22 protein-coding genes are annotated in these 24,972 nt (G+C 69.0%); 11 read left to right on the top strand and 11 right to left on the bottom strand.

From position 1 onward, the window contains the following. The first annotated feature begins 139 nt into the window (after nucleotides 1–139). The 3 genes from ACQPZQ_RS29015 to ACQPZQ_RS29005 all read left to right on the top strand — a co-directional run bounded on the left by ACQPZQ_RS29015 (nucleotide 140) and on the right by ACQPZQ_RS29005 (nucleotide 3,254). Nucleotides 140–1,336 carry a nitroreductase family protein gene (locus ACQPZQ_RS29015; protein ID WP_433285925.1) on the top strand — a complete coding sequence of 399 codons (1,197 nt, stop codon included), beginning with the start codon at nucleotides 140–142 and terminating at the stop codon, nucleotides 1,334–1,336. Nucleotides 1,337–1,356: 20 nt separating this feature from the next. Then, nucleotides 1,357–2,265, top strand: coding sequence for a GNAT family N-acetyltransferase (locus ACQPZQ_RS29010; protein WP_433285923.1), 909 nt, complete (start codon nucleotides 1,357–1,359; stop codon nucleotides 2,263–2,265). A gap of 167 nt (nucleotides 2,266–2,432) precedes the next feature. Then, on the top strand, nucleotides 2,433–3,254 hold the full coding sequence (locus tag ACQPZQ_RS29005; RefSeq protein WP_433285921.1) for a helix-turn-helix domain-containing protein: 822 nt from the start codon (nucleotides 2,433–2,435) through the stop codon (nucleotides 3,252–3,254). An 8-nt stretch (nucleotides 3,255–3,262) separates the two neighbouring features. Here ACQPZQ_RS29005 and ACQPZQ_RS29000 read toward each other — a convergent pair whose 3' ends face one another. Further along, nucleotides 3,263–4,096 (bottom strand): mycofactocin-coupled SDR family oxidoreductase, encoded by an 834-nt coding sequence (locus tag ACQPZQ_RS29000; RefSeq protein ID WP_433285919.1) that lies wholly within the window; start codon nucleotides 4,094–4,096, stop codon nucleotides 3,263–3,265. 156 nt (nucleotides 4,097–4,252) lie between these two features. On the opposite strand from ACQPZQ_RS29000, the gene ACQPZQ_RS28995 reads away from it, so the two are divergent. After that, on the top strand, nucleotides 4,253–4,699 hold the full coding sequence (locus ACQPZQ_RS28995; protein WP_433285918.1) for an ester cyclase: 447 nt from the start codon (nucleotides 4,253–4,255) through the stop codon (nucleotides 4,697–4,699). A 4-nt stretch (nucleotides 4,700–4,703) separates the two neighbouring features. Here ACQPZQ_RS28995 and ACQPZQ_RS28990 read toward each other — a convergent pair whose 3' ends face one another. Further along, nucleotides 4,704–5,324, bottom strand: a complete 621-nt coding sequence (locus tag ACQPZQ_RS28990) for a TetR/AcrR family transcriptional regulator (RefSeq protein WP_433285916.1) — start codon at nucleotides 5,322–5,324, stop codon at nucleotides 4,704–4,706. Between the two features lie 209 nt (nucleotides 5,325–5,533). Between ACQPZQ_RS28990 and ACQPZQ_RS28985 the strand changes: the two genes are divergently transcribed. Beyond that, nucleotides 5,534–6,382, top strand: coding sequence for a helix-turn-helix transcriptional regulator (locus tag ACQPZQ_RS28985; protein ID WP_433285914.1), 849 nt, complete (start codon nucleotides 5,534–5,536; stop codon nucleotides 6,380–6,382). A gap of 25 nt (nucleotides 6,383–6,407) precedes the next feature. On the opposite strand, the gene ACQPZQ_RS28980 is transcribed toward ACQPZQ_RS28985, so the two are convergent. Together ACQPZQ_RS28980 and ACQPZQ_RS28975 are read right to left on the bottom strand one after the other, a co-directional pair. Beyond that, nucleotides 6,408–7,343 carry an alpha/beta hydrolase gene (locus ACQPZQ_RS28980; protein WP_433285912.1) on the bottom strand — a complete coding sequence of 312 codons (936 nt, stop codon included), beginning with the start codon at nucleotides 7,341–7,343 and terminating at the stop codon, nucleotides 6,408–6,410. A 36-nt stretch (nucleotides 7,344–7,379) separates the two neighbouring features. Further along, nucleotides 7,380–8,876: a flavin-containing monooxygenase gene (locus ACQPZQ_RS28975; RefSeq protein ID WP_433285910.1), complete on the bottom strand. Its 1,497-nt coding sequence runs from the start codon at nucleotides 8,874–8,876 to the stop codon at nucleotides 7,380–7,382. A 224-nt stretch (nucleotides 8,877–9,100) separates the two neighbouring features. On the opposite strand from ACQPZQ_RS28975, the gene ACQPZQ_RS28970 reads away from it, so the two are divergent. Beyond that, nucleotides 9,101–9,844: a dienelactone hydrolase family protein gene (locus ACQPZQ_RS28970; protein ID WP_433285908.1), complete on the top strand. Its 744-nt coding sequence runs from the start codon at nucleotides 9,101–9,103 to the stop codon at nucleotides 9,842–9,844. Between the two features lie 60 nt (nucleotides 9,845–9,904). Here the strand turns inward: ACQPZQ_RS28970 and ACQPZQ_RS28965 are convergent, their stop codons facing one another. The 6 genes from ACQPZQ_RS28965 to ACQPZQ_RS28940 all read right to left on the bottom strand — a co-directional run bounded on the left by ACQPZQ_RS28965 (nucleotide 9,905) and on the right by ACQPZQ_RS28940 (nucleotide 16,918). Beyond that, a complete protein-coding gene (locus tag ACQPZQ_RS28965; protein WP_433285906.1) occupies nucleotides 9,905–10,336 on the bottom strand; it encodes a PPOX class F420-dependent oxidoreductase in 432 nt (143 codons plus the stop codon). Nucleotides 10,337–10,405: 69 nt separating this feature from the next. Continuing rightward, nucleotides 10,406–11,209, bottom strand: a complete 804-nt coding sequence (locus tag ACQPZQ_RS28960) for a family 1 encapsulin nanocompartment shell protein (RefSeq protein ID WP_433285904.1) — start codon at nucleotides 11,207–11,209, stop codon at nucleotides 10,406–10,408. After that, complete coding sequence (locus tag ACQPZQ_RS28955) at nucleotides 11,206–12,189, bottom strand: Dyp-type peroxidase (RefSeq protein WP_433285902.1); 984 nt, start codon at nucleotides 12,187–12,189, stop codon at nucleotides 11,206–11,208. Before ACQPZQ_RS28955 ends, ACQPZQ_RS28960 begins: the two co-directional genes overlap by 4 nt. A gap of 301 nt (nucleotides 12,190–12,490) precedes the next feature. After that, complete coding sequence (locus ACQPZQ_RS28950; RefSeq protein ID WP_433285900.1) at nucleotides 12,491–14,020, bottom strand: heparan-alpha-glucosaminide N-acetyltransferase domain-containing protein; 1,530 nt, start codon at nucleotides 14,018–14,020, stop codon at nucleotides 12,491–12,493. A 199-nt stretch (nucleotides 14,021–14,219) separates the two neighbouring features. After that, the gene (locus ACQPZQ_RS28945; protein ID WP_433285898.1) at nucleotides 14,220–15,506 is read right to left on the bottom strand and encodes an MFS transporter; all 1,287 of its coding nucleotides are present in this window, start codon (nucleotides 15,504–15,506) and stop codon (nucleotides 14,220–14,222) included. A gap of 11 nt (nucleotides 15,507–15,517) precedes the next feature. Beyond that, a complete protein-coding gene (locus ACQPZQ_RS28940) occupies nucleotides 15,518–16,918 on the bottom strand; it encodes an MBL fold metallo-hydrolase (protein ID WP_433285896.1) in 1,401 nt (466 codons plus the stop codon). Between the two features lie 405 nt (nucleotides 16,919–17,323). Here ACQPZQ_RS28940 and ACQPZQ_RS28935 point away from each other — a divergent pair, with 405 nt between their 5' ends. Next, the gene (locus tag ACQPZQ_RS28935) at nucleotides 17,324–17,989 is read left to right on the top strand and encodes a metalloregulator ArsR/SmtB family transcription factor (RefSeq protein WP_433285895.1); all 666 of its coding nucleotides are present in this window, start codon (nucleotides 17,324–17,326) and stop codon (nucleotides 17,987–17,989) included. 125 nt (nucleotides 17,990–18,114) lie between these two features. Then, entirely contained in the window at nucleotides 18,115–19,062 is a 948-nt protein-coding gene (locus ACQPZQ_RS28930; RefSeq protein WP_433285893.1) for an endonuclease/exonuclease/phosphatase family protein, read from the top strand. A 28-nt stretch (nucleotides 19,063–19,090) separates the two neighbouring features. Here ACQPZQ_RS28930 and ACQPZQ_RS28925 read toward each other — a convergent pair whose 3' ends face one another. After that, on the bottom strand, nucleotides 19,091–20,131 hold the full coding sequence (locus tag ACQPZQ_RS28925) for a PucR family transcriptional regulator (RefSeq protein WP_433285891.1): 1,041 nt from the start codon (nucleotides 20,129–20,131) through the stop codon (nucleotides 19,091–19,093). Between the two features lie 95 nt (nucleotides 20,132–20,226). Between ACQPZQ_RS28925 and ACQPZQ_RS28920 the strand changes: the two genes are divergently transcribed. From ACQPZQ_RS28920 to ACQPZQ_RS28910, 3 genes are all read left to right on the top strand, one after another. Further along, nucleotides 20,227–21,123 carry an alpha/beta hydrolase gene (locus tag ACQPZQ_RS28920; RefSeq protein ID WP_433285889.1) on the top strand — a complete coding sequence of 299 codons (897 nt, stop codon included), beginning with the start codon at nucleotides 20,227–20,229 and terminating at the stop codon, nucleotides 21,121–21,123. Nucleotides 21,124–21,312: 189 nt separating this feature from the next. After that, nucleotides 21,313–23,151: an ABC transporter ATP-binding protein gene (locus ACQPZQ_RS28915; RefSeq protein ID WP_433285887.1), complete on the top strand. Its 1,839-nt coding sequence runs from the start codon at nucleotides 21,313–21,315 to the stop codon at nucleotides 23,149–23,151. Beyond that, nucleotides 23,148–24,875, top strand: a complete 1,728-nt coding sequence (locus ACQPZQ_RS28910) for an ABC transporter ATP-binding protein (RefSeq protein ID WP_433285885.1) — start codon at nucleotides 23,148–23,150, stop codon at nucleotides 24,873–24,875. Before ACQPZQ_RS28915 ends, ACQPZQ_RS28910 begins: the two co-directional genes overlap by 4 nt. Nucleotides 24,876–24,972 lie beyond the last annotated feature (97 nt).

Raw genomic sequence — 24,972 nt, 5'->3', positions numbered from 1 at the left:
GGGTTTGTAGGGGGTACCCGGTGATGGGCGAGTCGGCTGCCATCACGATCGTTGTCGACGGCCGGGCGCAGCGAGGCGTCGTACCGAGCGCGATATGCGGGACGGTCCTGCCCACGACGGATATGGAAGAGCGACCAACGTGAGTGAATTCGATGTCGGGCAGGTCGACGAGCTTCTCAGTACCACTCGGGCTGTGCGCAAGCGCCTCGATCTCGAAAGGGCGGTGCCCGACGAGATCCTGCTGCGCATGATCGACGTGGCGGAGCAGGCGCCATCCGGGGCGAATCAGGAGAGCCGCCGTTGGCTGATCGTCCGGGACCCGGACCTGAAAAGGAAGATTGCCGAACAGTACTGGGAAGCGGGCATCGCGCAACTCAACCAACTGGCGGCGAGGGCCGACGAACGTGGTGCACGGGTGGTCCGATCTGCTGTCCACCTGGCTGAGAAGCTGGAACGTGTGCCCGTGCTGGTCATTGCATCCATCTACGGGGCGCACGACGGCAGCGGCGGGCCGGGCCTGTTCGACTCGGTCATCCAGGCTGCATGGAGCTTCTGTCTTGCCGCCAGGTCGCGCGAGATCGGTACCGCATGGACGACGATGCATCTACAGCGCGCCGCCCAGGTCGCCGAGTTGCTCGGCATCCCTGGCGGCGTCACGCAGGTGGTTCTGTTCCCGGTCGCGTACAGCACGGGCGGCGGTTTCCATCGGGCCCCGCGCCGCCCGGCCGCCGATGTCACCTACTTCGATCATTGGGGCTTCACCGACCTGAAGATTCCCCTCGCACAGCGTGCCCACCCGGGCGAAGGGCGCGGAGTGAGCCTCGACGTCGACATCGATGCCACACCAGGGCGACTGTGGGACCTGGTCGCCGACATCACCCTGCCCGGAAAGTTCAGCGAGGAAGCGGTCACCGCGAGTTGGGACCATGGTCAGCGTCCGGGGCCGGGAAGTACGTTCCGCGGATTCAACATGACGTACGACACCGGTCACCCGGCGATCAACGACCTGTTCAGCGCGTCTGCCGGCCCCATGACCTGGGAGACCCCGTGCCATGTCGTTCGCTGGGAGCCCGGCCGTGCTTTCGCCTACAACGTGGGCCCGACAGCGGAGAAGCCATGGGCGCAATGGCGCTTCACGCTCCAACCGCTCGTCGCCGCAGGCACCAGGCTGTGTCATTCGATGGTGATGTGTGCCAACGATTCGGGCACCTCCGTCGCTGCCGGGCTGAATCCCGATCAGGCCGAGGCGATCATCACAGGCCGTTTACTCCGCGTCCGCGAGAACCTTCGCCTCACGCTGGACGGCATCAAGCGCCTCGCGGAAGCGGGCCGGTGAATACGCACGTGATACGACCGATGCAGCTCGACGATCTCGGCGCGGTCGTCGAGCTATTGCTGGAGACGAGTGTTCTTGGTATACGCCCCCGGCTGGTCGACCGGCTGACCGCGGGCGATGCCGAGAAGGCGGACATCGCGATCGTGGTGGAACGAGACGGCGTGGTGATCGGTGCGGCCGAGCTGGCGGCCGAACCGGCTTTTCCGGGCACGGTCTCCGGCCTCGTCGCCGTGGCGGAAGCAGAGCGGGGCCGCGGTATCGGCGCAGAGCTTGCCGGCATGCTGCTCGAACACCTCGAGCAGCAGAGTGATGCGGAATCGGCCATGTGTGCGATCCGCGATGATCTCCCCGGTGGTCGCGAGTTCGCTGAGCGGTTCGGATTCGTCGTGACGAACCACAGCTCGGTCTGGCGGCATGACCTGTCCGATCAGCTGTCGGAGTTGCTGGACCGCACGGCGTATGCGGTGGATCTCGCTCAAGTCCAGATCAGGTTCGTCGAACCGGTGGCAGAGAGGACGGCCGTCACGGAGTTCATTCGCACGTGCATGGCCGGCCTTGCCGTTCCGAGTGAGAACGTCCATGGCTTCGATCCGGGGGAAGCCTCCCACTTGATTCCTGACAGCGCTCGCGTTGTTCTGGCAGAGGCGCGGGAAGGGTTCAATCGGGCGTGTGGCGTCACGATCCTGGCGCCTGGGACCAACATCGATGCCTGGCACATCGCTTTCATCGGTGTGGATCCCGGGTGCCGGCGTCGAGGCGTGGCGGAAGCGTTGCTGTCCGCGTCGCTGCTGGATGCCTGGCAGATGGGAGTCCGGGAGGTCACGCTCGTCAACGACGATTCGAACGAAGCAATGGTGCGCCTGTGTCACAGGCTGGGAATGAAGAGGACCGCCGGGTACTGGAGCTTGGCGCGCCGGCGGGATCTGTGAGACCAACGCCCGGCGCGACTGCCCGATTCACGTGCTGAACGTTCGGGGGAGGAGAAAATGAGCACCGATCCTCGCGAGGGTGACCGGCTGTGCCCGCCTCGGGATCACCTTGCAGGGCGACGATGAGGCCCGCTCGAGGTAGCTACCGCCAGGTCGGAGGCGAACTGGTGGACGCGACCGTGGCGGGCGCGCGGCACGCCCGGATGGAACTGTTGAGTCGCCGCTCGGACGGCACCATCACGTGGCGATTCCGCCAACCGTCGCACGTGCTCATCTGGCTGCGTGAGGGCGTCCACGGGTTGCGGGTGAACGTCGCGGGCCACGGTGTCGAAGCGGCCGTCTCGGCAACCGATCGTCTCCTGTGCTTCGTCCCCTCCGGGACCGGAGTCGTCGGAGAGTTCTCGGTGGATGCGATCTGCCACTACGCGATCGTGTTTCTCAGTCCGGTGCCGCTGGCGACTCGGGGCGTCGAGGTGCCGACCAGGCCCATGATGGCCTTCGAGCACGAGGCGATGACCAGTGGTCTCCGTGATCTCGCCGAGCTGATTCCGTGCCCCGATGATCTGTTCGCACTGTGCCTCGATGGCTGGGCGATGCAGTCGCTGGCCCAGCTCTCCCTACTGGCGGGCACCACCGATCGGTCAACCGGCGGCACCGAGGGTCTTCCCGCAGCCAGCCTGCGTCGGGTCCAGGAGCACATCAGAACCGAGCTCGCCCGGCGGGTCACGATCGACGAGCTCGCCGGAATCGCCGGGTTCAGTCAACGGCACTTCATCCGCGCGTTCCAGCGCAGCGTCGGACAGACCCCGTTGCGTTATGTGCGCACGCTTCGACTGGAGGAAGCCACCCGTCGTATCGCGCAGGGCGAAAGCAGTATCACGTCGATCGCGATCGAGTGCGGTTTCAGTCACGTTCAGCATCTGAGCACCAGTTTCCGGCAGGCCACGGGTATGAGTCCATCGCAGTACCGGCGTCGCCACTGCGCGTGAGACGTGCATCAGGCGATGCAGAATCCGGCGTCGATCTTCAGTTCCAGCCCGGTGACGTACCGCGACTCGTCCGAGGCCAGGAACAGAACCGCGTTGCTCACGTCCTCGGCGTCGATCCACGGCGTGTACATCGGGTTCATGCAGGCGAAGCTCGCGGCCGCGCTCTGCCGCGTCGGTGCGTCGAGATGGGCCAGGAAATGCTTGTACGACGCCGCGTTGTGCACCATGGGCGTGTCGACGATGCTCGGGTTGACCGTGTTGACGCGTATTCGGTCCGGCGCCAGTTCGAGGGCGAGCGCACGCATCAGCCCGCTGACGCCGGCTTTGGCGGCAACGTAGTGCGCCAGATTGGGCAACGCGCGTATGCCCAGGGCGGAACTGGTCAGGATGATCGATCCGCCGTTGCCGCCGGCCCGGATGTGAGCGAGGCCTGCCTTGGCCGTGAGATACGCGCCGGTGAGGTTCACATCGATCATGTCCTGCCAGGTTTCTGCGGCCAGTGTGTCGGACGGCCCTGCGGACAGGATTCCTGCGTTGGCCACGACGATGTCGAGTCTGCCGAGGTCGGCGACGGTCTCGTCGAGCATGCCCTGGAGCGCGCCGAAGTCACGAACGTCCACCCGCCGCCCGAACGCCCTGCGACCGAGCGCCTTCACACCGTTGACGGTCTCCTCGAGGTCGGACGCGTCGGCCAGCGCGTAGGGAACCGAGCGGATCGATGCACACAGATCCACAGCGATGACGTCGGCGCCCTCATCTGCCAATCGAAGGGCGTGTGCGCGCCCCTGACCGCGGGCAGCCCCGGTAACGAGGGCAACTTTTCCCTCAACTCGTCCGGCCACGATCGTCTCTCCCTCGGTTCCCCACACTTCGGTGAAGGATGGATCAGTGCCGTTCTTCGCGCTTCCGCGGGAAAGCCATCGCGTGCACCGGAGTGCCGACCTACCCCGAAACGACCTGGGAAGTGCAGCGGGCCGGTGCACACTGGGGGAGTGGCCATGAGCGATGATGGAGCGAGCGAGGCGGCCAAGGCCGTTGTTCGCAGGAACACCGAGGAAGTGCAGAACAAAGGTGACTTCGACGTCTTCGACGAGCTGTTCGCCGACGACTTCGTCGACCACACGCCGCAACAGAACACCTCGCCCGACAAGCCAGGGGTGCGAATCCTCTACAGCGTGCTCCGGGCAGCATTCGCCGACTTCCATGCCGTCATCCACTGGCAGACAGCGGAAGGCAGCCTCGTGACCACGTACAAGACGTACCACGGAACGCATCGGGGTGAGTTCCTCGGCGTGGCGCCGACCGGCCGCAAAGTGCAGTTCGAGAGCGTGGACGCCATGCGGGTGGTCGATGGGAAGATCACCGAACACTGGGGGGTGGGAAACCTGCTCTCCCTCATGTGGCAGCTCGGCAACCCGCCCGGCTCGGACCAGCCGGAACGATGAAGCCTCAGAGCAGTGCTCGGCTCGCGGCGTTGCGGAGCCACTGTTCGGTTCTGGGATAGGTCCACCCGTTGTCGTCCACGAACGTGAAGTAGCCGGCGTAGCCGAAGTAGAACCACAGGATGTCGAGGGCCTCGTCGGTATCGACGTCCTCGCGGAGGGCGCCGAGATGGGCGAGGCGTTCCGCCACCGCGGCGAGGAAGCCGCGGTAGCGGGCGGTGCCGGTGGCGAGGCCGTCGGCCGCCGTCGGGTCGTGTGGTGCGGCGGCGAGCGCCACCCGCATGATGTCGCCGTAGTCCTGGCGCATCTCGCGGGAGAGCGTCGCCAGGAAGTGCAGGAGATCCGCAGGGTCGTCGAAGTGGTCGATCCGATCGCGAGCGACAGTCACCTCGGGTGCCACGGACCATACGTCGATCAGCGTGCGGAGCAGCCCTTGCTTGCCGCCGGTGACGGCGTAGACGGTGGCCGGGGAGACGCGAGCGGTGGCCGCGATCTCGTCCACCGTGGTCGCGAAGTAGCCCTTCTGTCCGAACAGCAGGCGCGCGGCGTCCACGATCGCGCGCTTGGTCGCCTCGGCGTACTCCTCCCGGCGGCTGACCTTCCGGCCGTCGCCGGGGTTCTCGTTCACGTGATCAGCTTAGCTCTCTAGTGGCTGGAGCCACACTCTAGTGAGTACAGTCGTTCTCGGATTGTAAGAGTTCCGGTCTACCGGTGGGAGGGGGTAGGAGATGGGTGTAGGTGAGGCGGCGGTAGCCGTGGCACGGGATCTCGAGGAGCGGCTTGGACCGGACCGGGTTGGCGGGGTCCGGGCAGCACCTGTTGGGAGTCCGAGACCCCGTGAACAGTGAGACGCAACGCCACCGCGCGCTGGGGGAGTTCCTCAAGGCCAGCAGACGCCGGCTCGCCCGCGACGACGTGGGCCTGCCCCCGATCAGAGGGAGAAGCGACGTCGGGCTGCGCAGAGAGGAGGTAGCCGTCCTCTCCGGCGTTAGTGTCACGTGGTACGTGTGGCTCGAACAGGGACGCCGGACCCAACCGTCCCGAAGCGTGCTGGATGCGCTTGCGCGCACCCTTCGCATGTCGGCCTCGGAGCACTCGTACGTGCTGTCCTTAGCCGGGTATGCGGACTCACCGCCCCACGCAGAACGGATTTCGTCGACTGTCCCGACTCACGTCCGCCGGCTGCTCGACATGCTTGGCGGCCTTCCGGCGTATGTGGCCTCCATTGATTGGCAACTGCTGGGCTGGACCGATGCCTACGCGGCCCTCTACCCGGCCGTGGCCACCGTCCCTGAGGCGGACCGGAACTTGTTGTGGCTCATGTTCACCGATCGTTCGATCCGAGAACTGTGCTCCGACTGGGAGTTCGTCAGTCGGTGTCTCCTCGCCGAGTTCCGCGCCGAAGCCGGTCCCAGCCTGTTCGAACCGCCCACTTCCGACCTGGTCGAGAGGCTCATCCTGGCCAGCCCGGCGTTCCGCGCCGCCTGGGAGGAGCACGATCTCGCCGGGTTCACCCATCCCGAACGCCTGATCCACCACCCGATCGGCGACCTGTACCTGGAACGCCACCGATTGAGATTCTCCAACCCGGCCGACCTGCACATGGTGATCTTCACGCCCGTGCAGTCAACGGCCACCTGCGCACTACTGCGTGAGATGGCCGCCGCGGGTGATGGATGCGCGTGACTGTGCTGACGGCGAAGCCGGTGGCTCAGCCGCGGAGGATCTCGCCGAACCGCGCGCAACTCTCGTCGATGGCTGTCTGTGCGGAAGGCGAGATGGCTCCCATGTCGAAGAAGCCGTGGATCATCCCGTCGTACAGCCGCACCTCGGCCTCCACTCCCGCAGCGCGCAGCGCCGTGCCGTAGGCCTCGCCCTCGTCGCGCAGCGGGTCGAACTCCGCGGTGACGATCACCGCCGGCGGCAACCCGGCGAGGTCGGTTGCGTGCAGCGGCGACAGTCGCGGGTCCTTCGCATCGTCCCAGGTGCCTGCGTAGTGGCCGTAGAACCAATCCATGCTCGGCTGCTCGAGCATGTAGCCCCTGGCGTTCTGCACCCGCGACGGGTACTCGCCTTCGGCGTCGACGGCCGGGTAGATCAGGAACTGCCCGACCAGCGGTGTGCCGTCGGAGTGCAACTGCTGGGCCACGGCAGCGGCGAGGTTGCCGCCCGCGCTGTCCCCCGCGACGGCCAGGCGCTCGTTGCCGCCGAGCTCGCCGAGGTGCCCGGCGACCCAGCGGGCCGCGGCCACAGCGTCGTCCGCCGCAGCGGGGAAGGGGTGCTCGGGCGCCAGGCGGTAGTCGACGGCGACGACGACGGCCCGGCTGCCCCGGCAGACGGTGCGGGCCATGTTGTCGTGGGTGTCGAGATCGCCGATGACCCAGCCGCCGCCGTGGAAGAACGCGACGGTCGGGAACGGGCCCTCCCCCTCGGGGCGGTAGATGCGGGCCTTCAGCTCGCTTGCTGCTCCCGGAACCGTGATGTCCTCGATGCTGCCGACGGGGACGACATGCTCGGGCTTGCGTGCTCCGTGGGTCAGCTCCAGGTACTGGGCGCGCCCGGCCTCGGGCGTCCCCTCGTACAGGGGAGGGGCGCCTGCCTCGGCGAGCTGGGCGAGCATTGCGGCGATGGGCGGATCGACGGGCACGGGATCTCCTGTCTTGCAGGTATGGAGTTCGAAGGGTCAGCTGTAGGCGAGCGACCCGTCGTCGAGGTCGGCGGCAGGGAGTATCTGGCGCTCTTCCGCGTATTCGTGCAGGTGCGTCCACGGCTCGCGGTCGCCCTGCTTGTACATCAGGTGCTGGGAGCGCATGACGTACCCGGCATTGAAGTTCTCCGGGTCGATCCATGGGAGCAGCGGCATGTCGGCGTCCTGCGGCCGCAGGGTCGGCACCACCACCGTGGCGTTCTTGTCCGCCACGTGGGCGAGAAGCCGGCAGACGAACTCGCTCACCAGGTCGGCGCGCAGCGTCCAGCTGGCCCGGAAGTAGCCGAACACGTAGGCCATGTTGGGCACGCCGCTGATCATGATCCCGCGGTAGGTGACGCGCTGCGTGAAGTCGACCGGCTCGTCGTCGACGGTGAACGCGATGTCGCCGAAGACGGATAGGTCGAAGCCGGTGGCCGTGATGACGATGTCGGCCTCGATCTCCTCCCCGGAGGCGACCCGGATACCGGTCTCGGTGAACGTCTCGATGGTGTCGGTGACCACCGACGCCTTGCCCTCGCGCAGGGCGGCGAACAGGTCGCCTTCCGGGACCACCGCGAGACGCTGTTGCCACGGCCGGTACCGGGGGTTGAAGTGCTTCTCGATGTCGAATCCCTCGGGCAGGAGCGGGCGCATCTCCTCGATGAGGAACTTGCGCAGCTCGTCGGGCGCCTCGAAGGACATCCGGGTGAGCTCGTTGAGCTGCGCGACGTGGGCACGCCGCAGGATCTCGTGGGTCCACTCCTCGGGGACGTCGAGCGCCCGGAGGGTGACGGCCAGTTCGTGCGTCTGGGGGCGGGAGATGAAGAACGTCGGTGACCGCTGCAGCATCGTGACGTGCTTGGCGGTCTGCGCGATGGCCGGGATCAGCGTGGCCGCGGTGGCCCCGGAGCCGATGACCACGACCCGTTTGCCCGCGTAGTCGAGGTCGTCCGGCCACTGCTGGGGGTGCACGACGAGGCCCTGGTAGCGGTCCGTGCCCGGCCAGTCGGGCGTGTAGCCCTGCTGCTGGCGGTAGTAGCCCTGGCACATCCAGAGGAAGTCGGTGGTGAAGCGCAGCTGCTCACCCGTGTCGACCCGCGTGACCTCGACCGTCCAGCGGCGGTCAGCGGTGGACCAGCGCGCGGAGGTGACGCGGTGCCGGTAGCGGATGGCGCCGGCCAGGCCGTTCTCGTCGATGACCTCGTCGAGATAGGAGAGGATCTCCTCCGCGCTGGCGATCGAGGGGCCGCGCCACGGCTTGAAGCCGTAGCCGAAGGTGAACAGGTCGCTGTCGGATCGGGCGCCGGGATAGCGGTGGGTCCACCAGGTGCCGCCGTGGCCGTCCAATGCGTCGAGGACCACGAACGACCGGCCGGGGAACCGGTCTTTCAGGTGGTAGGCGGCCCCGATGCCGGAGATCCCGGCGCCGACGATGAGGACGTCGACATGCTCGGTCGCCGTTGCGGTGGCTGCGGGTTCGGTCATCGTCATGCCAGAGCCTCCACTGTGTGTCCTACATCACTGACCGTACCCACGGTGCCATCAAAGCGACATAACGCTGCTCCAGTTCGACGGTCCGCGCGCTGTGAATCGAATCACGTTCTAGATTGGCGATCGGTCGGCGTGGTGGCCGACGGCTGATCACTTGAGCGTGGTGTGGTCGGCGTAGAGCATGACCTTCGACCCGATCGCAGACGTGAGACCTGGGAGCCCGCATGCCCCGCACGGAGATCACCATCCCCACCCCCGACGGCGACTGTCCCGCCACCTTGCACGTGCCGGACGGGGGCGGCCCCGCGCCCGCGGTGATCTTCTACGCGGACGCCGGTGGGGTGCGCGAGACCATGCGAGCCATGGCCGACCGCCTGGCCGCATCCGGATACGTCACCCTGCTGCCGGACTTCTACTACCGGTCCGGCGACTGGACGCCGTTCGATCTGGCCACGGTGTTCTCGGACCCGACCGAGCGGGCGCGCCTGATGAAGATGGTGCAGAGCCTGGACGCGGACGCTATCGCCCGTGACGCCGGCGCGTTCCTGGACTTCCTGGTCGGCCGCCCCGAGGTGTCCGGGACGACGGTGGGGACCACCGGGTACTGCATGGGCGGCCGCACCTCGCTGATCGTGGCCGGACGGCATCCGGAGCGCGTGGGCGCGGCGGCCTCGTTCCACGGCGGCCGGCTCGCCGCCACCGAGGATCCGGACAGCCCGTACCTGCTGGCCGACCGCCTCCGCGCCGCGGTGTACGTGGCGGCCGCGCAGAACGACGACTCGTTCCCGGCCGAGCAGTTCGAGCGGCTGAAGGGAGCCTTCGAGTCGGCGGGGGTCCGCTACACGATGGAGGAGTACCCGGCCGCCCACGGCTTCGCGGTGCCGGACAACCCCACCCACGACCCGAGCGCAGAGGAACGCCACTGGACAGCCCTGACAGCGCTGTTAGCAGCAAACCTCAGAAGCTGAGCGTTGCGGAGCCGTAGTGCTGTCGGGCGGGCGCCCACGACAGCGCTACGGCTCCACAGTTCAGCGGATCTGGGCTCCGTACGTCTTCTCCACCTGCAGTTTCATCAGCACTCTGCGGTCTTCCACCATGACCGCGCGGTACTCGTCCCAGTCCGGGTGCTCGCCCGCGGCCTTGCGGTAGTAGTCCACCAGTGCCTCGACCTCTGGGCCGTGGGGGTCGGTTCCCGGGCCGATGAGTGTGGCCGTGCCGTCGGCGGTGGCCCACGACCAGCCGTCCTGGCTGGTCACCTCGAGCGCGGCCCGTGGGTCCCGGCGCAGGTTCGCGGTCTTGGCACGTCCTTCGGTCATCGACACGTAGATCACGCCGGCGTCCCGGTCGTAGAACGGCGTGACGGGGGAGAGCTGAGGACGACCGTCCGACTTGATGGTGGCGAGGACACCGAGCCGGCTTTCGGCGAGCAGCGCGTGCGGGTCGAATTGGGTGGCGGTCATGCTCGGCAAACCCGTGATCGGATGTGAGCTATTCCTCAGCCGGAATCTTTGACCGTCCTCGACGGGTGATCACGTCGTCCGGGGGACGAACGGCACGGCGGCCTCCGCCGTGTAGTCGAGGAAGGTGAAGGCCTCCTCGACGTACAGCCGCACGGTGGTTTCGGTGTGGCTGAGGAAGCCGACCGAGACGTCCTGGACGAGGTGCAGCGCGAAGTCACCCCCGCGTGCGCTGAGCACGAGGGGCGAGTCGAGTGCGCGGGCCGGGAGGACGTCGCCGTCGAGGAGCCGGCGAAGGTGTTCCGTGACCGGGAGGCCGTGCTCGGTGCTGGCGGTGACCCGCACCCACTCCTCCTCGCCCAGGAGCAGGGCGTACCTGCCGGCCACACCGGCGTCGCGGAGCAGGGCGAGCGCGCGGGCCACCGCGTCCGGGTAGGAGGTCACCTCCGTCGGCGACGGGACGGTGCGTTCCCGGCTCGTCTCGCGTACGCCGGTGATTCCCGCCGCTGGGTAGCCCTCGACGATGGCACGGTCCTCGGCGAGCCCGAGGGCGACGGCTGCGTCACTGGCAGCGGTCCAGTCCCCGTCCTGCGATCCGCGCTCGACGTCGTCGATGTCGGAGCGGTCGAGCTCGAACTCGACACGCAGCTCCACCACGGGCACCGCCAGCCGTTGCCGCGCGCGGACGGCGCCGCCCGGTGACTCGACCGCTCGCAGGTGCCCGGTGCTGATCGCCGCGGTCGTCGCGTCCGCGTCCACGACGTCGACCACCCGGCGGCAGGCGACGGTGCTGGTGAACGCCTGTGCAACGGCTTCGTCGATCTCCTGCCAGGCGGCGTCGGAGATCGGGGCCAGGTCGCGATGCAGGTTGTTCACGGCAGTGTCCGTCCTTTGAGGGATCCGATGGTGAGCGACGTCGATGGCGGCGACTCCGCGAGCTGATCGAGCAACGGCACCGACGGTGCGAGGAAGAGCGACCCCGTGACGGCACGGGAGAAGTCGAGGATGCGGTCGTAGGTGCCGGGTGGGTCGCCGAGGAACATGTTCCGGAGCATCTGTTCGAGCACGTCGGGGTCGGAGGCGTAGCCGATGAAGTACGTGCCGAACTCCCCGGCGGCCGGGCTGCCGAACGGCATGTTGTCGCGAACGATCTTGCGCTCCCGGCCGTCCGCATCGGTGATCGTGGTGAGCACCTTGTGTGCGCTGGCGGGGGCCACGTCGTCGTCGAGTTCGACGTTGGAGAGCTTCGTCCGGCCGATGACCCGTTCCTGCGCCCCGACGTCCAGCGCGTCCCATGCGTCGAGGTCGTGCAGGTACTTCTGCACCATGACGTAGCTCGATCCCGCGAATACCGGGTCGTCCTCGCCCACGATCGCCGCGCTCGTCGCGGCCTCGCCGGTCGGGTTCTCGGTGCCGTCGACGAAGCCGAGGAGGTCGCGGTTGTCGAAGTAGCGGAACGCCTGCACCTCGTCGACGGCGGTGACGGCACCGCGCAGCGCCGCGAGGATCTGTGTGCTGAGCTCGAAGCAGAGGTCCTGCCGCCGGGCCCGGACGTGGAACAGCACGTCGCCGGGGGTGGCGATGGCGTCGTGGCGGTGCCCCCGGATGGCCTGGAACGGGTGCAGTGCCGTGGGAGCGGTGATTCCGAACAGGTCGGGCCAGACGCGGGCGCCGAACCCGACCACACAGGAGAGGCCCGCGTCGAGGTCGCGGAAGCCGACCGTGCGGACCAGGCCGGGCAGGTCGGCGCAGAACTCACGGACACGGGTGCGGCTCGCCTGATCCGGATGCACCGTCACGACGAGGAACACCGCCGAACGGGACAGCGGCGCGAGCACGGCCTGCGGTTCCGTCATCGGGTTGCCCGCACTGAGCCCTCGGGGACGCGGGGCGGGGCTGGGTGCGTGCCCACGCTGACACACCCCTCCAGGTCCGCGATGTGCTCGCTCATCCGGTGTCCTCTCTCGCATCCACAGCGGCGTGACATTCCACAGTGGCCGCAGAAGCGTCCGCCGGACATCGCACGAACGTGCGATCACCAGCCATGGGCGGCAGTCCGGCCAACCGCAGCGGAAGGCCACGAAGCTCCAGCACAAGCGGGTCGGGCAGGGGTGTCAAGCGCATCCGACGTGATGTAATCGGCACCCGTCCGGATCGTCAGTCCTCCTCGTCGACCGTGTCGCCGGCCGCCTCGTCCTCCTCCAGGGCGGTCTCCTCGTCAGGCTGCGGTGCGGCGGCCTCCGCATCGATGGCGGGCCCGGGCGGGGCGGTGGGCACTGGCGTAACAGCCGCGGCTGGTACCGGTTCGGCGTTCGCGACGGGCGCCACGGCCTCGTCCTGGTGTGCTCCGATGCGGCTACCGCCCACCAAAGCGAGGAGCAGTAGCCCGGCGCAGGCCAGGGGGACGAGGAACTGGGCCGCGCCTCTGGCGGTTCGCCGCCGCGCCGATGTGCCTCTGATGGCGCCTCGGCGACCGAGCCGAGCCGCGAGGTGCCGGCGTGTTGCGCCGGCCGCTGCGGCCACGATTCGCTCGAGCGGCCCCTGCCCGATCCATCGTCGCCACACCACCGCGAACGCCATCGCGCCCAGCACCATGACGAGGTATAGCGCGGCAGGCTGGTCCCGCAGCACGCCGGTGGCGAGCAGCACCAGGTGCGCCGAGTACAGCGTGAGGGCCATCGCGCCGGCGGCAGCCACCGGCGACAGCGCGCGGGCCACGACGGGCACGCGGGTCAGCAGCAGCGCCGCGCCGAGCATCGCACCGGCCGAGCCGAGGGTGTGCAGCAGGTCGACCGGTGTGTGTGAGTGCGGGGCCGGGAGCGCCAGGTACCACCACGAGATCGGCGACTGGGCTTCGGCAAGGAGAACCTGCGCCTCCCACAGCAGCGTGCTGACATCGGATGCCGCGGTGGAGAGCAAGGCGTCGAGCCCGCCGAGGGGGTACAGCAGCAGCGCGGACGCCGAACGGGCCGCGACGGCAAGGGCGACCCCGCCCCCGAGTAACCACCATCCGACTCGCCGGGAGGTCAGGTCGAGGCGCCCGATCGCGAGCCCCGCACAGAGGTAGGCGAGGTAGACCAGGAGCGGATACTCGCCGGTGACGAGCAGTTGGACGAGCAACCCGAGCGGATCCTGCACGAGAACGCCGAAGCTGGGGTCGAGTTCGGTGCGGGCGTAGGGCAGCCCCAGGGGTGCCGTCGCCACCAGCACGACCGGCCCCAGGACGATCAGCCCGGCGGCCACCCCGGCCAGTACCCGCGGGGGAAGCCCGATCAGCGGAATCGCGAGCAGGAACAGCAGGGCGTAGAAGGGGAGGATCCCTTCGACGTTGGTCAACGGCGCGAGCACTCCCAACGCCAGACCGATCGCCCCGATGAGCAGGGCCCGCACCACGAGCCCGCCCGCCACGGCGGTGCGCTCAACTCCCTGCACAACGTGCCTGCCGCCGGATATGAACGCCAGGCCGACGCCGGCGATGAGGACGAAGGTGGCCGCGGACCGCCCGGCGGCGACGACCGTGGCGGTGGTGGGATCGCCCTTCTCGTTGACGACGGCGACGACGTGCGTGGCCAGCATCCCGAACAAGGCGACGCCGCGGGCGACGTCCACCCCGATCACGCGCGACGAGCGCGGCACCGAGTCGGTGGCTTGTCGGATCGGGCGTGCGACCTGCGTCAATGGGGTCATCGAGGATTCCTCAGTCATCGTGGCGCAGCGGAGATCGGAGCGTCAGGTGGCCGGGGCATCGACCAGTGGTTCGCCGGTTCCGGCGGGCTTCTCAGTAGGTGAGCATCCGTCCTGGGCAGCGGTCGGAACCATCGAGCGCTCCCCCCGATCGCCGGGTGTGGACCCCCGGTTCAGGTAGGGAAGGACCCAGCGCAGGCGGTCAGTGCCGAACGCCCACGGGTTTCGGTGCCCGTCGTGGATGGGTCTCGCGTGTGCCGATCTGGCACCACAGGCCCGAGGCGGCGGTGAGTCCTGCTGCGACGAGGACAGCCGTGCCGAGCGAGGTGAAGGTGGCCGTGATGCCGCCGACCAGCGCGCCGACGGCGTAGCCGAGGTCTCGCCAGAAGCGGTAGCCGCCCAGCGCTGCAGAACGGGCCCTGGGGTCGACGCTGTCGCTGATCGCGGCGAGCAGGGCGGGGTAGACCAGAGCAGTGCCGACGCCGAGAAGGAACGAACCGGCGATCCCGGCGAGAAACGCCTCGGAGAGCCCGACGACGATGACGACGAGGCCGATCGCCTGGATCAACATGCCTGCGACGATCGGCGGTTTGCGTCCGATGCGGTCGGCGAGCAGTCCGGTGGCGATCATGCCGGCGGCCCACATGAACGGGTAGACGGCCTTGATGACGCCGACTCCGCTGAGTGAGACACCGGACTGGATGAGCAGGACGGGGAGCAGCACCCAGACGAGCCCGTCGTTGAGGTTGTTGACCAACCCGGCCTGGCTGATCGAGGCGAGGCTACGGTTGCGCCAGGTGACCTCGGCGAACATCTGCCGCATGCCCGGGGCCGGAGCCGTCTCGTCGGACGGATGGTGATGGGCTGCCTCGAGACGGGCGTGTGCTGCGGTGTCACGGACCAGCGTGATCGACAGGGCGAGCCCGGCAACGGCGTAGGCGACGCCGAGGAGTTCGGGAGCGGGTCGCAGGCCGTAGGCGGTGGCGAGGTAGCCGGTGGCGAGGGCGGTGATCGCGACGCCGAGGTAGCCGGCCGTCTCGTTGATGCCCAGGGCGAGGCCGCGCCGCGCAGGGCCGATGAGATCGATCTTCATGTTGACGGTCATCGACCAGGTCAGGCCCTGGTTGATGCCGAGCAGGATGTTCGCGCCGATCACCCATCCCCACGACGGGGCGTAGGCGAGCATGAGGGGGACGGGCAGCCCGACGACCCAACCGGCGATGAGCACGGTCTTGCGGGTGTAGCGGCCGACGATCGCGCCGCCGACGAGGTTCGTGATCGCCTTGGTGACCCCGAAGGCCACCACGAAGAGGGCGATGCTGAGGTCGCCGAGCCCGAACGCCTGCGATCCGACGAGCGGGGTGACGGTGCGTTCGAGCCCGACCATGCCGCCGACCAGCACGTTGACCAGCGCGAGCAGCGCGAACTGAGGCAGATTCTCGCGAAGCCCGAGCCGGACCGGCCTGTCGGTGGTGCGGTCGGGGCCCATGGCGAGCTCGTTCACGGACCCTGGACGAGATCGCCGCCTGTGGCGTCGGACCAGTCGTCGGGCCCGCCCTGCAGCACGGCCACCTCGTGGTGCCCGGCGCGTTCGAGCAGGCTCGCCGCGCCGGCCGCGCGTTCGCCGTGTCCACACATCACCACGGTCGGCACGTCGGTCAGTGCGGCCGTGACGTGGGTGAGCGAGCCGAGTTCGACGTGCACGGCGCCGGGCAGGTGCCCGGAGGTGAACTCCGCCTCCTGACGGACGTCGAGCACCCGGTGCTGCTGGTCGATCTCGGCGGGGCCGAGCAGGCGGATGCCAGTGGTGGGGAGTCCGGCAGCGGCCCAGGCGTCGGTTCCGCCTGCCAGCTCTCCGACGAGCCGCTCGACGCCGATGTTGAGGGCCTGCCAGATCAGCTCGACGAGGTCCTGGTCGGGGTCGCGCACCACGACGATGGGGACGTCGGCGGCGACCATCCAGCCCAGCCAGGTCGCGAACTGGGCGCGCAGCGGGATCGACACCGCCCCCTGGATGTGGGCGCGTGCGTAGTCGGCAACGGGCCGAACGTCGACCAGCACCGCACCAGCGGCCCGCCGCCGTCGCACGTCCGATACCGAGAGCTGGGGGAGCCGGCCTGCCGTGGTGGGGTCCAGCAGCGTGGGCCCGCGCCGGTTGACCTCGGCCAGCCGCAGGAAGTACGGAGGGTGGCTGCCCAACGATCCGAGCAACTGCTCGACGAACCGGTCCTCGTCGTCGATCCGCAGCAGCGGGTTGCTCGCCAGCTCGCGCCCGATCGTGGAGGTCCGCTCGGCGCCCGGCGGCGCGGAGCAGAACGAACCGGCGCCATGCGTCGGCCACACCGCCGTCGGGTCGGGCAGCTGCGCCAGCCGCTGCAGCGACCGGAACTGGGCCCGGGCCAGCTCTTCGGTCCGCTCGGGTCCGAGCAGGTCGGTGCGGGCCGCGGAGCCCACGATCAGCGATCCGCCGGTGAACACCCCGACCGGGGAGCCGCCGTCGCTGACGAGGAACGAGAGGTGCTCGTCGGTGTGCCCGGGGGTGCCCATGGCCGTCAGCACCAGCCCGCCGAGATCGACCTCGTCCCCGTCCGTCAGGCCGCGGTGGTCGAACTGGCGGCCCCCGGCTGCCGACGCCAGCACCTGCGCGCCGTCGTCGTAGGCCAGTTGCCGGGCGCCGGAGAGGAAATCGGCGTGCAGGTGCGTGTCGGCGGCGAACCGGATGCGCAGGCCCGCCTTGCCGATCGCCGCCCGGACCGCACGCAGATCACGCGGCGGATCCACCACGAGCGCGCCGCCGTCGCCGAGGTCCACCACGTAGGTCGAGTTGCCCAACCCGGTATCGACGAGCGGGAGCACCGCCTCCGGGGCACCCGCCACAGTCACGTCGTTCGAGTCACGCATGCGATCACCTCGGAGCGTGGGCGAGGAAGGGGAATCCGTAGACGGCGAACGCCCGGGCGTTCGTCTCTCCGTGGGTGGCCGCGACGGTGTCCCACGCGGCACCTACGTGCACATCGGTGAAACCTGCTTGTTCGGGAATCGCCTGCCGGCCCGCACGGGGCAGCCCACCGGCGATTCAACCGGTCCAGAGGTCGATGTCGTGCATCGCCTCGACCTGCTTCAGCCCGAGCTCTGCGGCGGTGGCATGGGACTGCAGCACGCCGGGAGCGACCGCTGTATCCCCCATCGATGCGCCTACCTTCCCGGATCTTCAAGCGATGATTTGAGAATGCGCGGCCGGCGGCGCCGTTGTCAAGTAATCGTGTGAACTTGACAGGAAGGCGTGCCGGGATCGACGATCGCGGCATGGGCGACCGCTTGGCGAAGGACGCACTGTTCGCCGCGTTCGCTGAGGTGGCCGCGGCGCTGGGATCCGGCAGGCGGGCAGAGATCGTGGACCTCCTGGCTCAGGGCGAGCGCTCGGTCGAGGAGATCGCAGGCGAGATCGGCCAGAGCGTCGCGAACACCTCCCACCACCTGCGCACCTTGGCTCGCGCCGGGCTCGTCGACACCCGCCGGGACGGCACGCGCATCTACTACGCGCTGGGCGGCGAGCACGTTCAGGACATGTGGGCGGCCGTTCGTGCCGTCGCCGAGGAACGGACGGCCGGGCTGGACCGGCTCGCGCTGGCCTACCTCGGTGATCGCAGCGAGCTCGAGGCCGTGGACCGGGCCACGCTGGTCGAGCGGATGAACCACGGCGGCGTGCTCGTGCTGGACGTCCGCCCGGCCGCCGAATACGCCGCGGGCCACATCGCGGGCGCCTGTTCCGTGCCGGTCGACGAGCTGCACCGCTGGCTGCGCGGCCTGCCCGATGACCTGGAGATCGTCGCCTACTGCCGGGGGCCGTACTGCGTCTACGCGGACGAGGCGGTGCGCGCGTTGCGCGAGCGCGGATATCGCGCCGCGCGGCTCGAAGACGGGTTTCCCGAATGGAGACGCGCAGGGCTCCCCGTCGCCGTCGGCCACTGAGCGGCCCCGCGGGGGAGGAGTACAGGCCGCAGGGTGTTCATGCCGCGTTCAGCCGGTGTCGGGGCGGCGCGCGGCACTCTCGTCAGTAGCGATCAGAGCTGGCGGAGTGATGGGGGCGCGCGCTCATGGTGCGGATCGGGACCTGGAACCTCGAGAACTTCTTCCGCCCCGGCGGTCCTGCCGGCCCGACGACACAGGATGCCTACGACGCCAAACTCTCGGCGCTGGCACAGACCATCACCGAGCTGGCACCCGATGTGCTCGCCGTCCAGGAGGTCGGTGAACCGGCCGCCCTGCAGGATCTGGCCAACAAGCTCGCCGGGTACGCCCACCTGGCCACCGCCGACCCCGATGAGCGCGGGATCCGTGTCGGGTTCCTCTCGAAGCTCGAGCTCCGCGACACCCACCAGGTGACCACGTTTCCCGCACCGCTGCGCCCCATCCAGGTCGACGACACCGCAGACGCGGTGGACGCGATGGGCCGACCCGCCCTCGTCGGCGCGGTCACCACCGCTGCGGGCACATCCATCACCCTCATCACCTGCCACCTGAAGTCGAAGCTGCTGACCTTCCCCGGCGGCGCCTTCTCCACCAGGGACGAAGGGCTGCGCGCCCGTTACGGCGCTTACGCCCTGGGTCGTCGCGCCGCGGAAGCCACCACCGTTCGCGATGCGGCCACCCAGCTTCTCGACGGGAAGGGCGAGGAGCGGGCGCTGATGGTGCTGGGTGACCTCAACGACGAGCCCGGTGCCGCCACCACACAGATCCTGTACGGGCCGCCCGGCTCCGAGATCGGCACGCGTGGCTATGACACCCCGGACCAGGGCGACGGTGCGCGGCTGTGGAACCTCTCGGCGCGCATCCAACCAGCGGACAACCGCTACTCGCGTATCTACCGCGGCACCAAGGAGCTGATCGACCACGTCCTGGCCAGCCACCTCGTCGCCCATCACGTCGACGACGGCGACCTGACCGCCGGCCCCGCTCCGGACTCCATCGACGACGACCCCAACAGCCGCCGTGACACGCCCGCCTCCGACCACCGCCCGCTCATCGCCACCATCGATCTCTGATCGCCGGAAGGCCTGACGAGTCGGTACCTCAGCAGTCGTCGTCGAGCAGCCGCCATGCGGTGAGGGCGAGCCGGGCCCGTGTCAGTCCGGTGGGCTCGGCGAGTTCGATGCCCAGGGTCTTTCCGATCTGTTCCAGCCGTCGGGCGACGCTGCTGTGGTGCAGGTGGAGAAGGTCAGCGGCCTGGCGTTGCGAGCCGGTCGCGCAATAGGCGTCCAAAGTGTCCAGATCTTCCGCGTTGACGGCCATTCGGGTGATCGCCGCCACGTCCGCGTTGTTCCGCGCGGCGTCCTGAGGCACGTGCGCGAGCAGCGCCAACGCCCCCAGTCCGTCGAAGTGGACGATCGGCTGTCTCGCGGTGGTGAAGCGCAGCGCGATGCGGGCTTCCCGCCACGAGCGGGCGGGGCTCTCGGCGGCGCCGATGCCCGCGCGCACACCCGACGGAAACCCGGTCGAGTCCGTTGTGGTGGCCAGGAGGACGCCCACGTCGGCAAGCGGTGCCGCTTTCACCGGGCGGCTCGGGCAGACCAGTCGGCCGACCTGTTCGAGTGGAAGCTGCGACCGCACGGCGACCACGTGGACGGGAAGGTCGGCGGCGAAACCCAGTAGGCGCAGCGCCCGAGCTCTGGCCCCCTCGTCGCTCTCAGAGCTGATCACCAGCTCGACGAGAGCGGGGTCGGCCATCGTGGTGCGGGCCGGGCCGTATTTCTCGATGACCGCCGCGGCGGCGATGGCGAGCCGGTCCAGCACCACCTCGTCGAGCGGGCTGGGCGGGCCGGGGCGTTCCAGCCACACCGTGCCGATCTCCTCCTCGTCGAGTGTGATCGGCGCGGAGGTGGACGCCGGTGCCGCTGGGGCCGACGTTTCCGTGCCGTCGGGCGAGACGCGGATCGCCCGCCCCGTGCCGCGGAGCCGAATCCCGGCCACGCACTCGGCAAGGCCTGCCGAGGCGCGGGCGAGCGCGGGGAGATCCACCCGCCTGCGCATCAGCGTGTCGTAGAACATCACGACCCGGATCGCACCTTCGACCTGCGAATCCAGCTGCGACAGCCGTTCGGCCAGTGCCTCCATGGCAGGAGGCTATGCGCCGCCCGGTGCGTGATCCAGGCGATATGCCCGACGGATGGCGGATGATCTTCTGATGATCGATCGCGAGGATCGTCGGCATGGATCCCGAACTGGAAGCATTCATCCCGTTGTTCCCCCGTGCCGACCTGACCGACCCGGTCACGGCGCGTAAGAGCTTCGCCGGTCTGGCCGCCGCGGTGCCGGCGCCCGACACCGCAGGCATGGAGATCGAGGACCGCGCGGTGCCCGCCGATCCAGGTGTCCCGGTTCGGATCTATCGCCCGCACGGCGCCCAGGCCGCCATCGTCTGGCTGCACGGCGGCGGATTCGTCATGGGTGATGTGGACACCGAGCACCCGTGGGCCGCCCGCATCGCCGGCCTGTCCGGCGTCATCGTGATCTCGGTGGGCTACCGGCTGGCTCCCGAGCATCCGTTCCCTGCCGCCCTGGACGACGCCTACGCCGTGCTGGTCTGGGCGGCCGAGCACGCCGCTGAGCTCGGCATCGACCCGTCGCGGATCGCGGTCGGAGGCCACAGTTCGGGCGCGGGGCTCGCGGCCGCGGTGGCGTTGCGGGCGCGTGACCAGCAAGGGCCGCCGATCTGCTTTCAACTGCTCAACCAGCCGGGGCTCGACGACCGGCAGGAGACGTGGTCGGCGCGCACCTTCACCGAGACGCCCTGGCTGACTCGGGACAAGGTCGCCGATGGGTGGCGGCACTACCTGGGCTCGGCGCCCGCATCGCCGTACGCCGCTGCGGCCCGGGCCGACGACCTGTCCGGCCTGCCGCCTGCCCACATCGCCACCGCGGAGTTCTGTCCGAACCGCGACGAGGACATCACCTACGCAGTGCGCCTGCTCCAGGCGGGCGTGTCGGTCGAGCTGCACCAGTGGCCCGGCACCTTCCACGGGTCGCAGGCGATCCTGTCCGCCGAGGTGTCCCAGCGGCAGAACGCCGAACTCGCCGCAGCCCTGCGCCGTGCACTGGCCGAGTGAGGTCGCCGGTCACGGTCACGGCAGCGCGCACTGCGGCTGACCGGAACATTTGTCCAAGCGATCGGCGCGCACCGGCCGCGACAGTGGCCTCATGACACTGCCCCTGGACGACGGCAACGCACTGTCCTCATCCACCATCGGCGCGGTCGGGTGCCTGGTCGTGCCGAGATCGACGAAGACGAGAGAGCGATGAACGCCACCGACCTCGCCGAGGCGAGGGAGCAGTCCACACCCCCATCGGATTCCCATTCCTCCGCGGCGCAGAGCATGGGAGCGCTGCTGCGCCCCTATCTCCCGAATCTCGCCGCCGTTGTCATCCTGCAGATCATCGGTGCGGTCGCGGGGCTGGCGCCATTGCTGGCCGTGGTCGAATTGGGTCGTACTCTGTTGTCGCCCGGCCCGATCGATCACGGTCACGTCTGGTTCGTCGTGATCGCCGGTGTGATCGGCCTGTTCGTCCGGCTGCTGTTCACGGCCGCATCGTCCGGGGTCGGCCATCTTCTCGACGGTCGGGCGCAACTGTCGTTCCGTCGGCAACTCGCCGCCCGGCTGGGGCGCGTGCCGATCGGCTGGTTCTCCCGGCGCCGGACGGGCGAGTTGGCGAAGATCGTGGGCGACGACGTGAGTGCCGTGCACCCGTTCATCGCCCACACGCCCGGCGAGCTCGTCTCCGCCTTCGTGGTGCCGCTGGTATCACTGATCTACCTGTTCACCATCGACTGGCGGCTCACGCTGATCACGCTGATTCCGATCGTGCTGGCAGTGGCGCTGGTCCCCCTGATGATGACCCCCGACCGGCTGCGCGAGCAGACCGATTTCGACGGGGCCATGGCACGGATTGCGAACTCGGTCGTCGAGTTCGTTCAGGGCATCGCGGTGGTCAAGGCGTTCGGCGGAGGCGAGCGCGCCCACCGTAAATTCCGCACGGCCGTCGACGACTTCGTCGGCTCCTTCTACCGGATGGTGCGCGGTCTTTCCGCGATCGCTGCCGGAATGCAGACGGCGCTGTCACCGCCGTTCGTTCTGCTCGTCGTGCTGATCGGCGGTGCGGCTCTGATCACGACCGGTGGCATGGCGCCGGCCGACCTGCTGCCCTTCCTGCTGCTCGGACTGGGGCTGACCGCTCCGGTGGCGGTCCTCGGCCACGGCTTCGACGATCTGCAGAACGCCCGGCGCGCGGTCGGCCGGATCCGGGACGTGCTCGCGGTGCCGTCTCTGCCTGAGCCCGTGCACCCGGTCGCGCCACAGGGTCACCGGGTGGAACTGCGTGACGTTCGATTCGGCTACGTCGCCGATCACGAGGTGCTGCGCGGGATCGACCTGGTGCTCGAGCCGGGCACGCTCACCGCGATCGTCGGGCCGTCGGGAAGCGGAAAGTCCACGCTGGTTCAGCTGTTGCCGCGGTTCTTCGACCCGACCGACGGTTCGATCGCGCTCGGCGGTGTCGATCTGCGCGAGCTCGGCAGCCGGGACCTCTACCGGATGGTGTCCTTCGTCTTCCAGGACGTTCGCCTGCTGCGTGCGTCGGTCGCGGACAACATCGCGCTGGCGGTGCCGCACGCCGATCTCGACGATGTGGTTCGCGCCGCCCGGCAGGCGAACATTCATGACCGCATTCTCGAGCTGCCGCGCGGATACGAAACGGTGATCGGTGAGGAGGTCGGGCTGTCCGGTGGCGAGGCACAGCGGATCTCGATCGCACGCGCATTGCTCGCCGACACACCCGTTCTCGTACTCGACGAGGCGACCGCCTTCGTCGACCCCGAGACCGAGCAGGCGGTGCGCCGGGCCCTGACGACGCTGGGGGGCGATCGGACGGTTCTGGTCATCGCCCATCGTCTGGAGACGGTCGCCGACGCCGACACCGTCGTGGTGCTGGAGAACGGGTCGATCGTCGAGCGCGGCAAGCCCGCCGAGCTGCTGGAACGGAACGGAAAGTTCGCCGAGTTCTGGCGGTCCCACCGATCGGCGGTCGCCGACGAGATCGAAACCCGCGTCGGCGTACTGCAAGGAGACGAGCTCCGATGATTCGCATGCTGCTGCGTGTACTGGGGCACGAGTACGCCCGGCCGGTGCGTCGCACCGTGGCCCTGATGACGACGACCGCGATAGTCGAGGGTCTGTCCTATGCATTGCTGGTTCCGGTGTTGCGGGCACTGTTCGGGAGCGATCCCGCGGATGCGCAGCCCTGGCTGATCGCGTTCGGGGCCGCGGTCGCGGTGTACGCGGTGCTGCGCTATGTCAGCGATCTGTCCGGATTCCGTGTCGGGACCACTCTGTTGCACGGCATGTATCAGCGTCTCGGCGATCATCTGGCCCGACTGCCCATCGGCTGGTACAGCGCGGGCCGCGTCGGGAAGGTGTCCGTCCTGGCCAGCACCGGTGTCCTGCAGGCGATGAGCGCGATCGCGCATCTGCTGGCACCGTTGATCTCCGCCAGCGTGACGCCCCTGACGATCGTCGTCGTGATGCTCGCCTTCAACTGGCAGATGGGGCTGGCCGCCCTGGTTGCCGTACCGGTCGTGGCGGCGGTCCAGATCTGGGCGGGACGCTCGATGGACGCCGCCGACGTCGATCGCGCCGAACGCGACCATGAGGCCACCGGGCGGGTCATCGAGTATCTCCAGGCCCAGCCGGTGCTGCGAGCCGGCGGCCGGACCGTCGAACGCTTCGCGTACCTCGACGACTCGTTGCGGGAAGTTCAGCGCGCGTCCCGCCGTTCCACGCTGTCGGCGCTGCCCGGTGTACTGGGCTTGGCGCTCACGGTGCAGGCGGTGTTCACCGTGTTGTTGGTCCTGGGCGCCTACCTCGCACTCGGCGGGAACGTCGGTGTGGCGGAGGTCTTGGCGATCCTGGTGCTGGCCGCTCGCTGTGCGGATCCGCTGTTGTCGCTGTCGGATATCGGCGGCCAACTCCGCGGCGCACGTTCGGAGTTGGTGAGGCTCGACACGGTGTTGCGCACCGAGCCGCTGCCGGAGGCTCGCGAACCGATCCACCCGGTAGGCCATGACCTGGAGTTCGAGTCCGTCGCTTTCCGGCACGGCGATCGCATGGTGATGGACGACGTGTCGTTGTCCGTGCCGGAGGGACAGCGGCTTGCCGTTGTCGGACCGTCGGGTGCGGGTAAGAGCACATTGCTTCAGTTGCTCGCGCGGTTCTACGACGTTGACGCGGGCGTGGTGCGTGTGGGCGGTGTGGACGTGCGCGCGATCAACACCGACGTGTTGATGGCGCAGATCGCAATCGTCTTCCAGGACGTCTATCTCTTCGAGGGCACGATCGAGGAGAACGTGCGTCTCGGTCGTCCCGATGCCGAGGAATCCGAGGTGCGGGCGGCGGCCACCGCGGCGCGCTTGGACGAGGTGATCGAGCGACTGCCCGGCGGATGGGCGACGAATGTCGGCGAGGGCGGCGCGCTGTTGTCGGGAGGTGAGCGCCAGCGTGTCTCGATCGCGCGAGCGCTCTTGAAGAATGCGCCCATCGTGCTGCTGGACGAGGTGACCTCCGCGCTGGACCCGGTCAACGAGTCGGCCGTCCACGACGGTATCGAGCGACTGATGGCGGGCCGGACGGTGGTGATGGTGGCGCATCGGATGCGCACCGTCCGACGCGCCGATCGCGTCGTCTTTCTGGATGGCGGCCGGATTGTGGAGGAAGGCAGCCACGACGAACTGTTGGTCCGGGGCGGCCGTTACGCGGATTATTGGCGAATTTCCATGACCCCGGCAGGTCGGGTCGAAAAGGTTCAGTGACGCCCCCTCGGCGGAGCTCGACCGGCTGTGCTGCGCCGCCGGTCGGGCGAACGTCCGGGCCCCTGCGGGTCGTCGTCGGATAAGGGGTTGCCCCGCT

It is taken from the genome of Pseudonocardia sp. CA-142604 (genome assembly GCF_050948475.1).
GTDB classification, from domain to species: Bacteria; Actinomycetota; Actinomycetes; order Mycobacteriales; family Pseudonocardiaceae; genus Pseudonocardia; species Pseudonocardia alaniniphila.
The sequence above is the reverse complement of the archived record's forward strand: the minus strand, read 5'-3'. Positions and strand labels throughout refer to the sequence as shown.

Coding starts and splice junctions, on each gene's coding strand:
- ACQPZQ_RS29010 (WP_433285923.1), top strand. CDS start 1,357: ATGCAGCTCGACGATCTCGGCGCGGTCGTCGAGCTATTGCTGGAGACG.
- ACQPZQ_RS28995 (WP_433285918.1), top strand. CDS start 4,253: ATGAGCGATGATGGAGCGAGCGAGGCGGCCAAGGCCGTTGTTCGCAGG.
- ACQPZQ_RS28975 (WP_433285910.1), bottom strand. CDS start 8,876: ATGACGATGACCGAACCCGCAGCCACCGCAACGGCGACCGAGCATGTC.
- ACQPZQ_RS28970 (WP_433285908.1), top strand. CDS start 9,101: ATGCCCCGCACGGAGATCACCATCCCCACCCCCGACGGCGACTGTCCC.
- ACQPZQ_RS28965 (WP_433285906.1), bottom strand. CDS start 10,336: ATGACCGCCACCCAATTCGACCCGCACGCGCTGCTCGCCGAAAGCCGG.
- ACQPZQ_RS28955 (WP_433285902.1), bottom strand. CDS start 12,189: ATGACGGAACCGCAGGCCGTGCTCGCGCCGCTGTCCCGTTCGGCGGTG.
- ACQPZQ_RS28950 (WP_433285900.1), bottom strand. CDS start 14,020: ATGACCCCATTGACGCAGGTCGCACGCCCGATCCGACAAGCCACCGAC.
- ACQPZQ_RS28945 (WP_433285898.1), bottom strand. CDS start 15,506: ATGGGCCCCGACCGCACCACCGACAGGCCGGTCCGGCTCGGGCTTCGC.
- ACQPZQ_RS28940 (WP_433285896.1), bottom strand. CDS start 16,918: ATGCGTGACTCGAACGACGTGACTGTGGCGGGTGCCCCGGAGGCGGTG.
- ACQPZQ_RS28935 (WP_433285895.1), top strand. CDS start 17,324: ATGGGCGACCGCTTGGCGAAGGACGCACTGTTCGCCGCGTTCGCTGAG.
- ACQPZQ_RS28930 (WP_433285893.1), top strand. CDS start 18,115: ATGGTGCGGATCGGGACCTGGAACCTCGAGAACTTCTTCCGCCCCGGC.
- ACQPZQ_RS28925 (WP_433285891.1), bottom strand. CDS start 20,131: ATGGAGGCACTGGCCGAACGGCTGTCGCAGCTGGATTCGCAGGTCGAA.
- ACQPZQ_RS28920 (WP_433285889.1), top strand. CDS start 20,227: ATGGATCCCGAACTGGAAGCATTCATCCCGTTGTTCCCCCGTGCCGAC.
- ACQPZQ_RS28915 (WP_433285887.1), top strand. CDS start 21,313: ATGAACGCCACCGACCTCGCCGAGGCGAGGGAGCAGTCCACACCCCCA.
- ACQPZQ_RS28910 (WP_433285885.1), top strand. CDS start 23,148: ATGATTCGCATGCTGCTGCGTGTACTGGGGCACGAGTACGCCCGGCCG.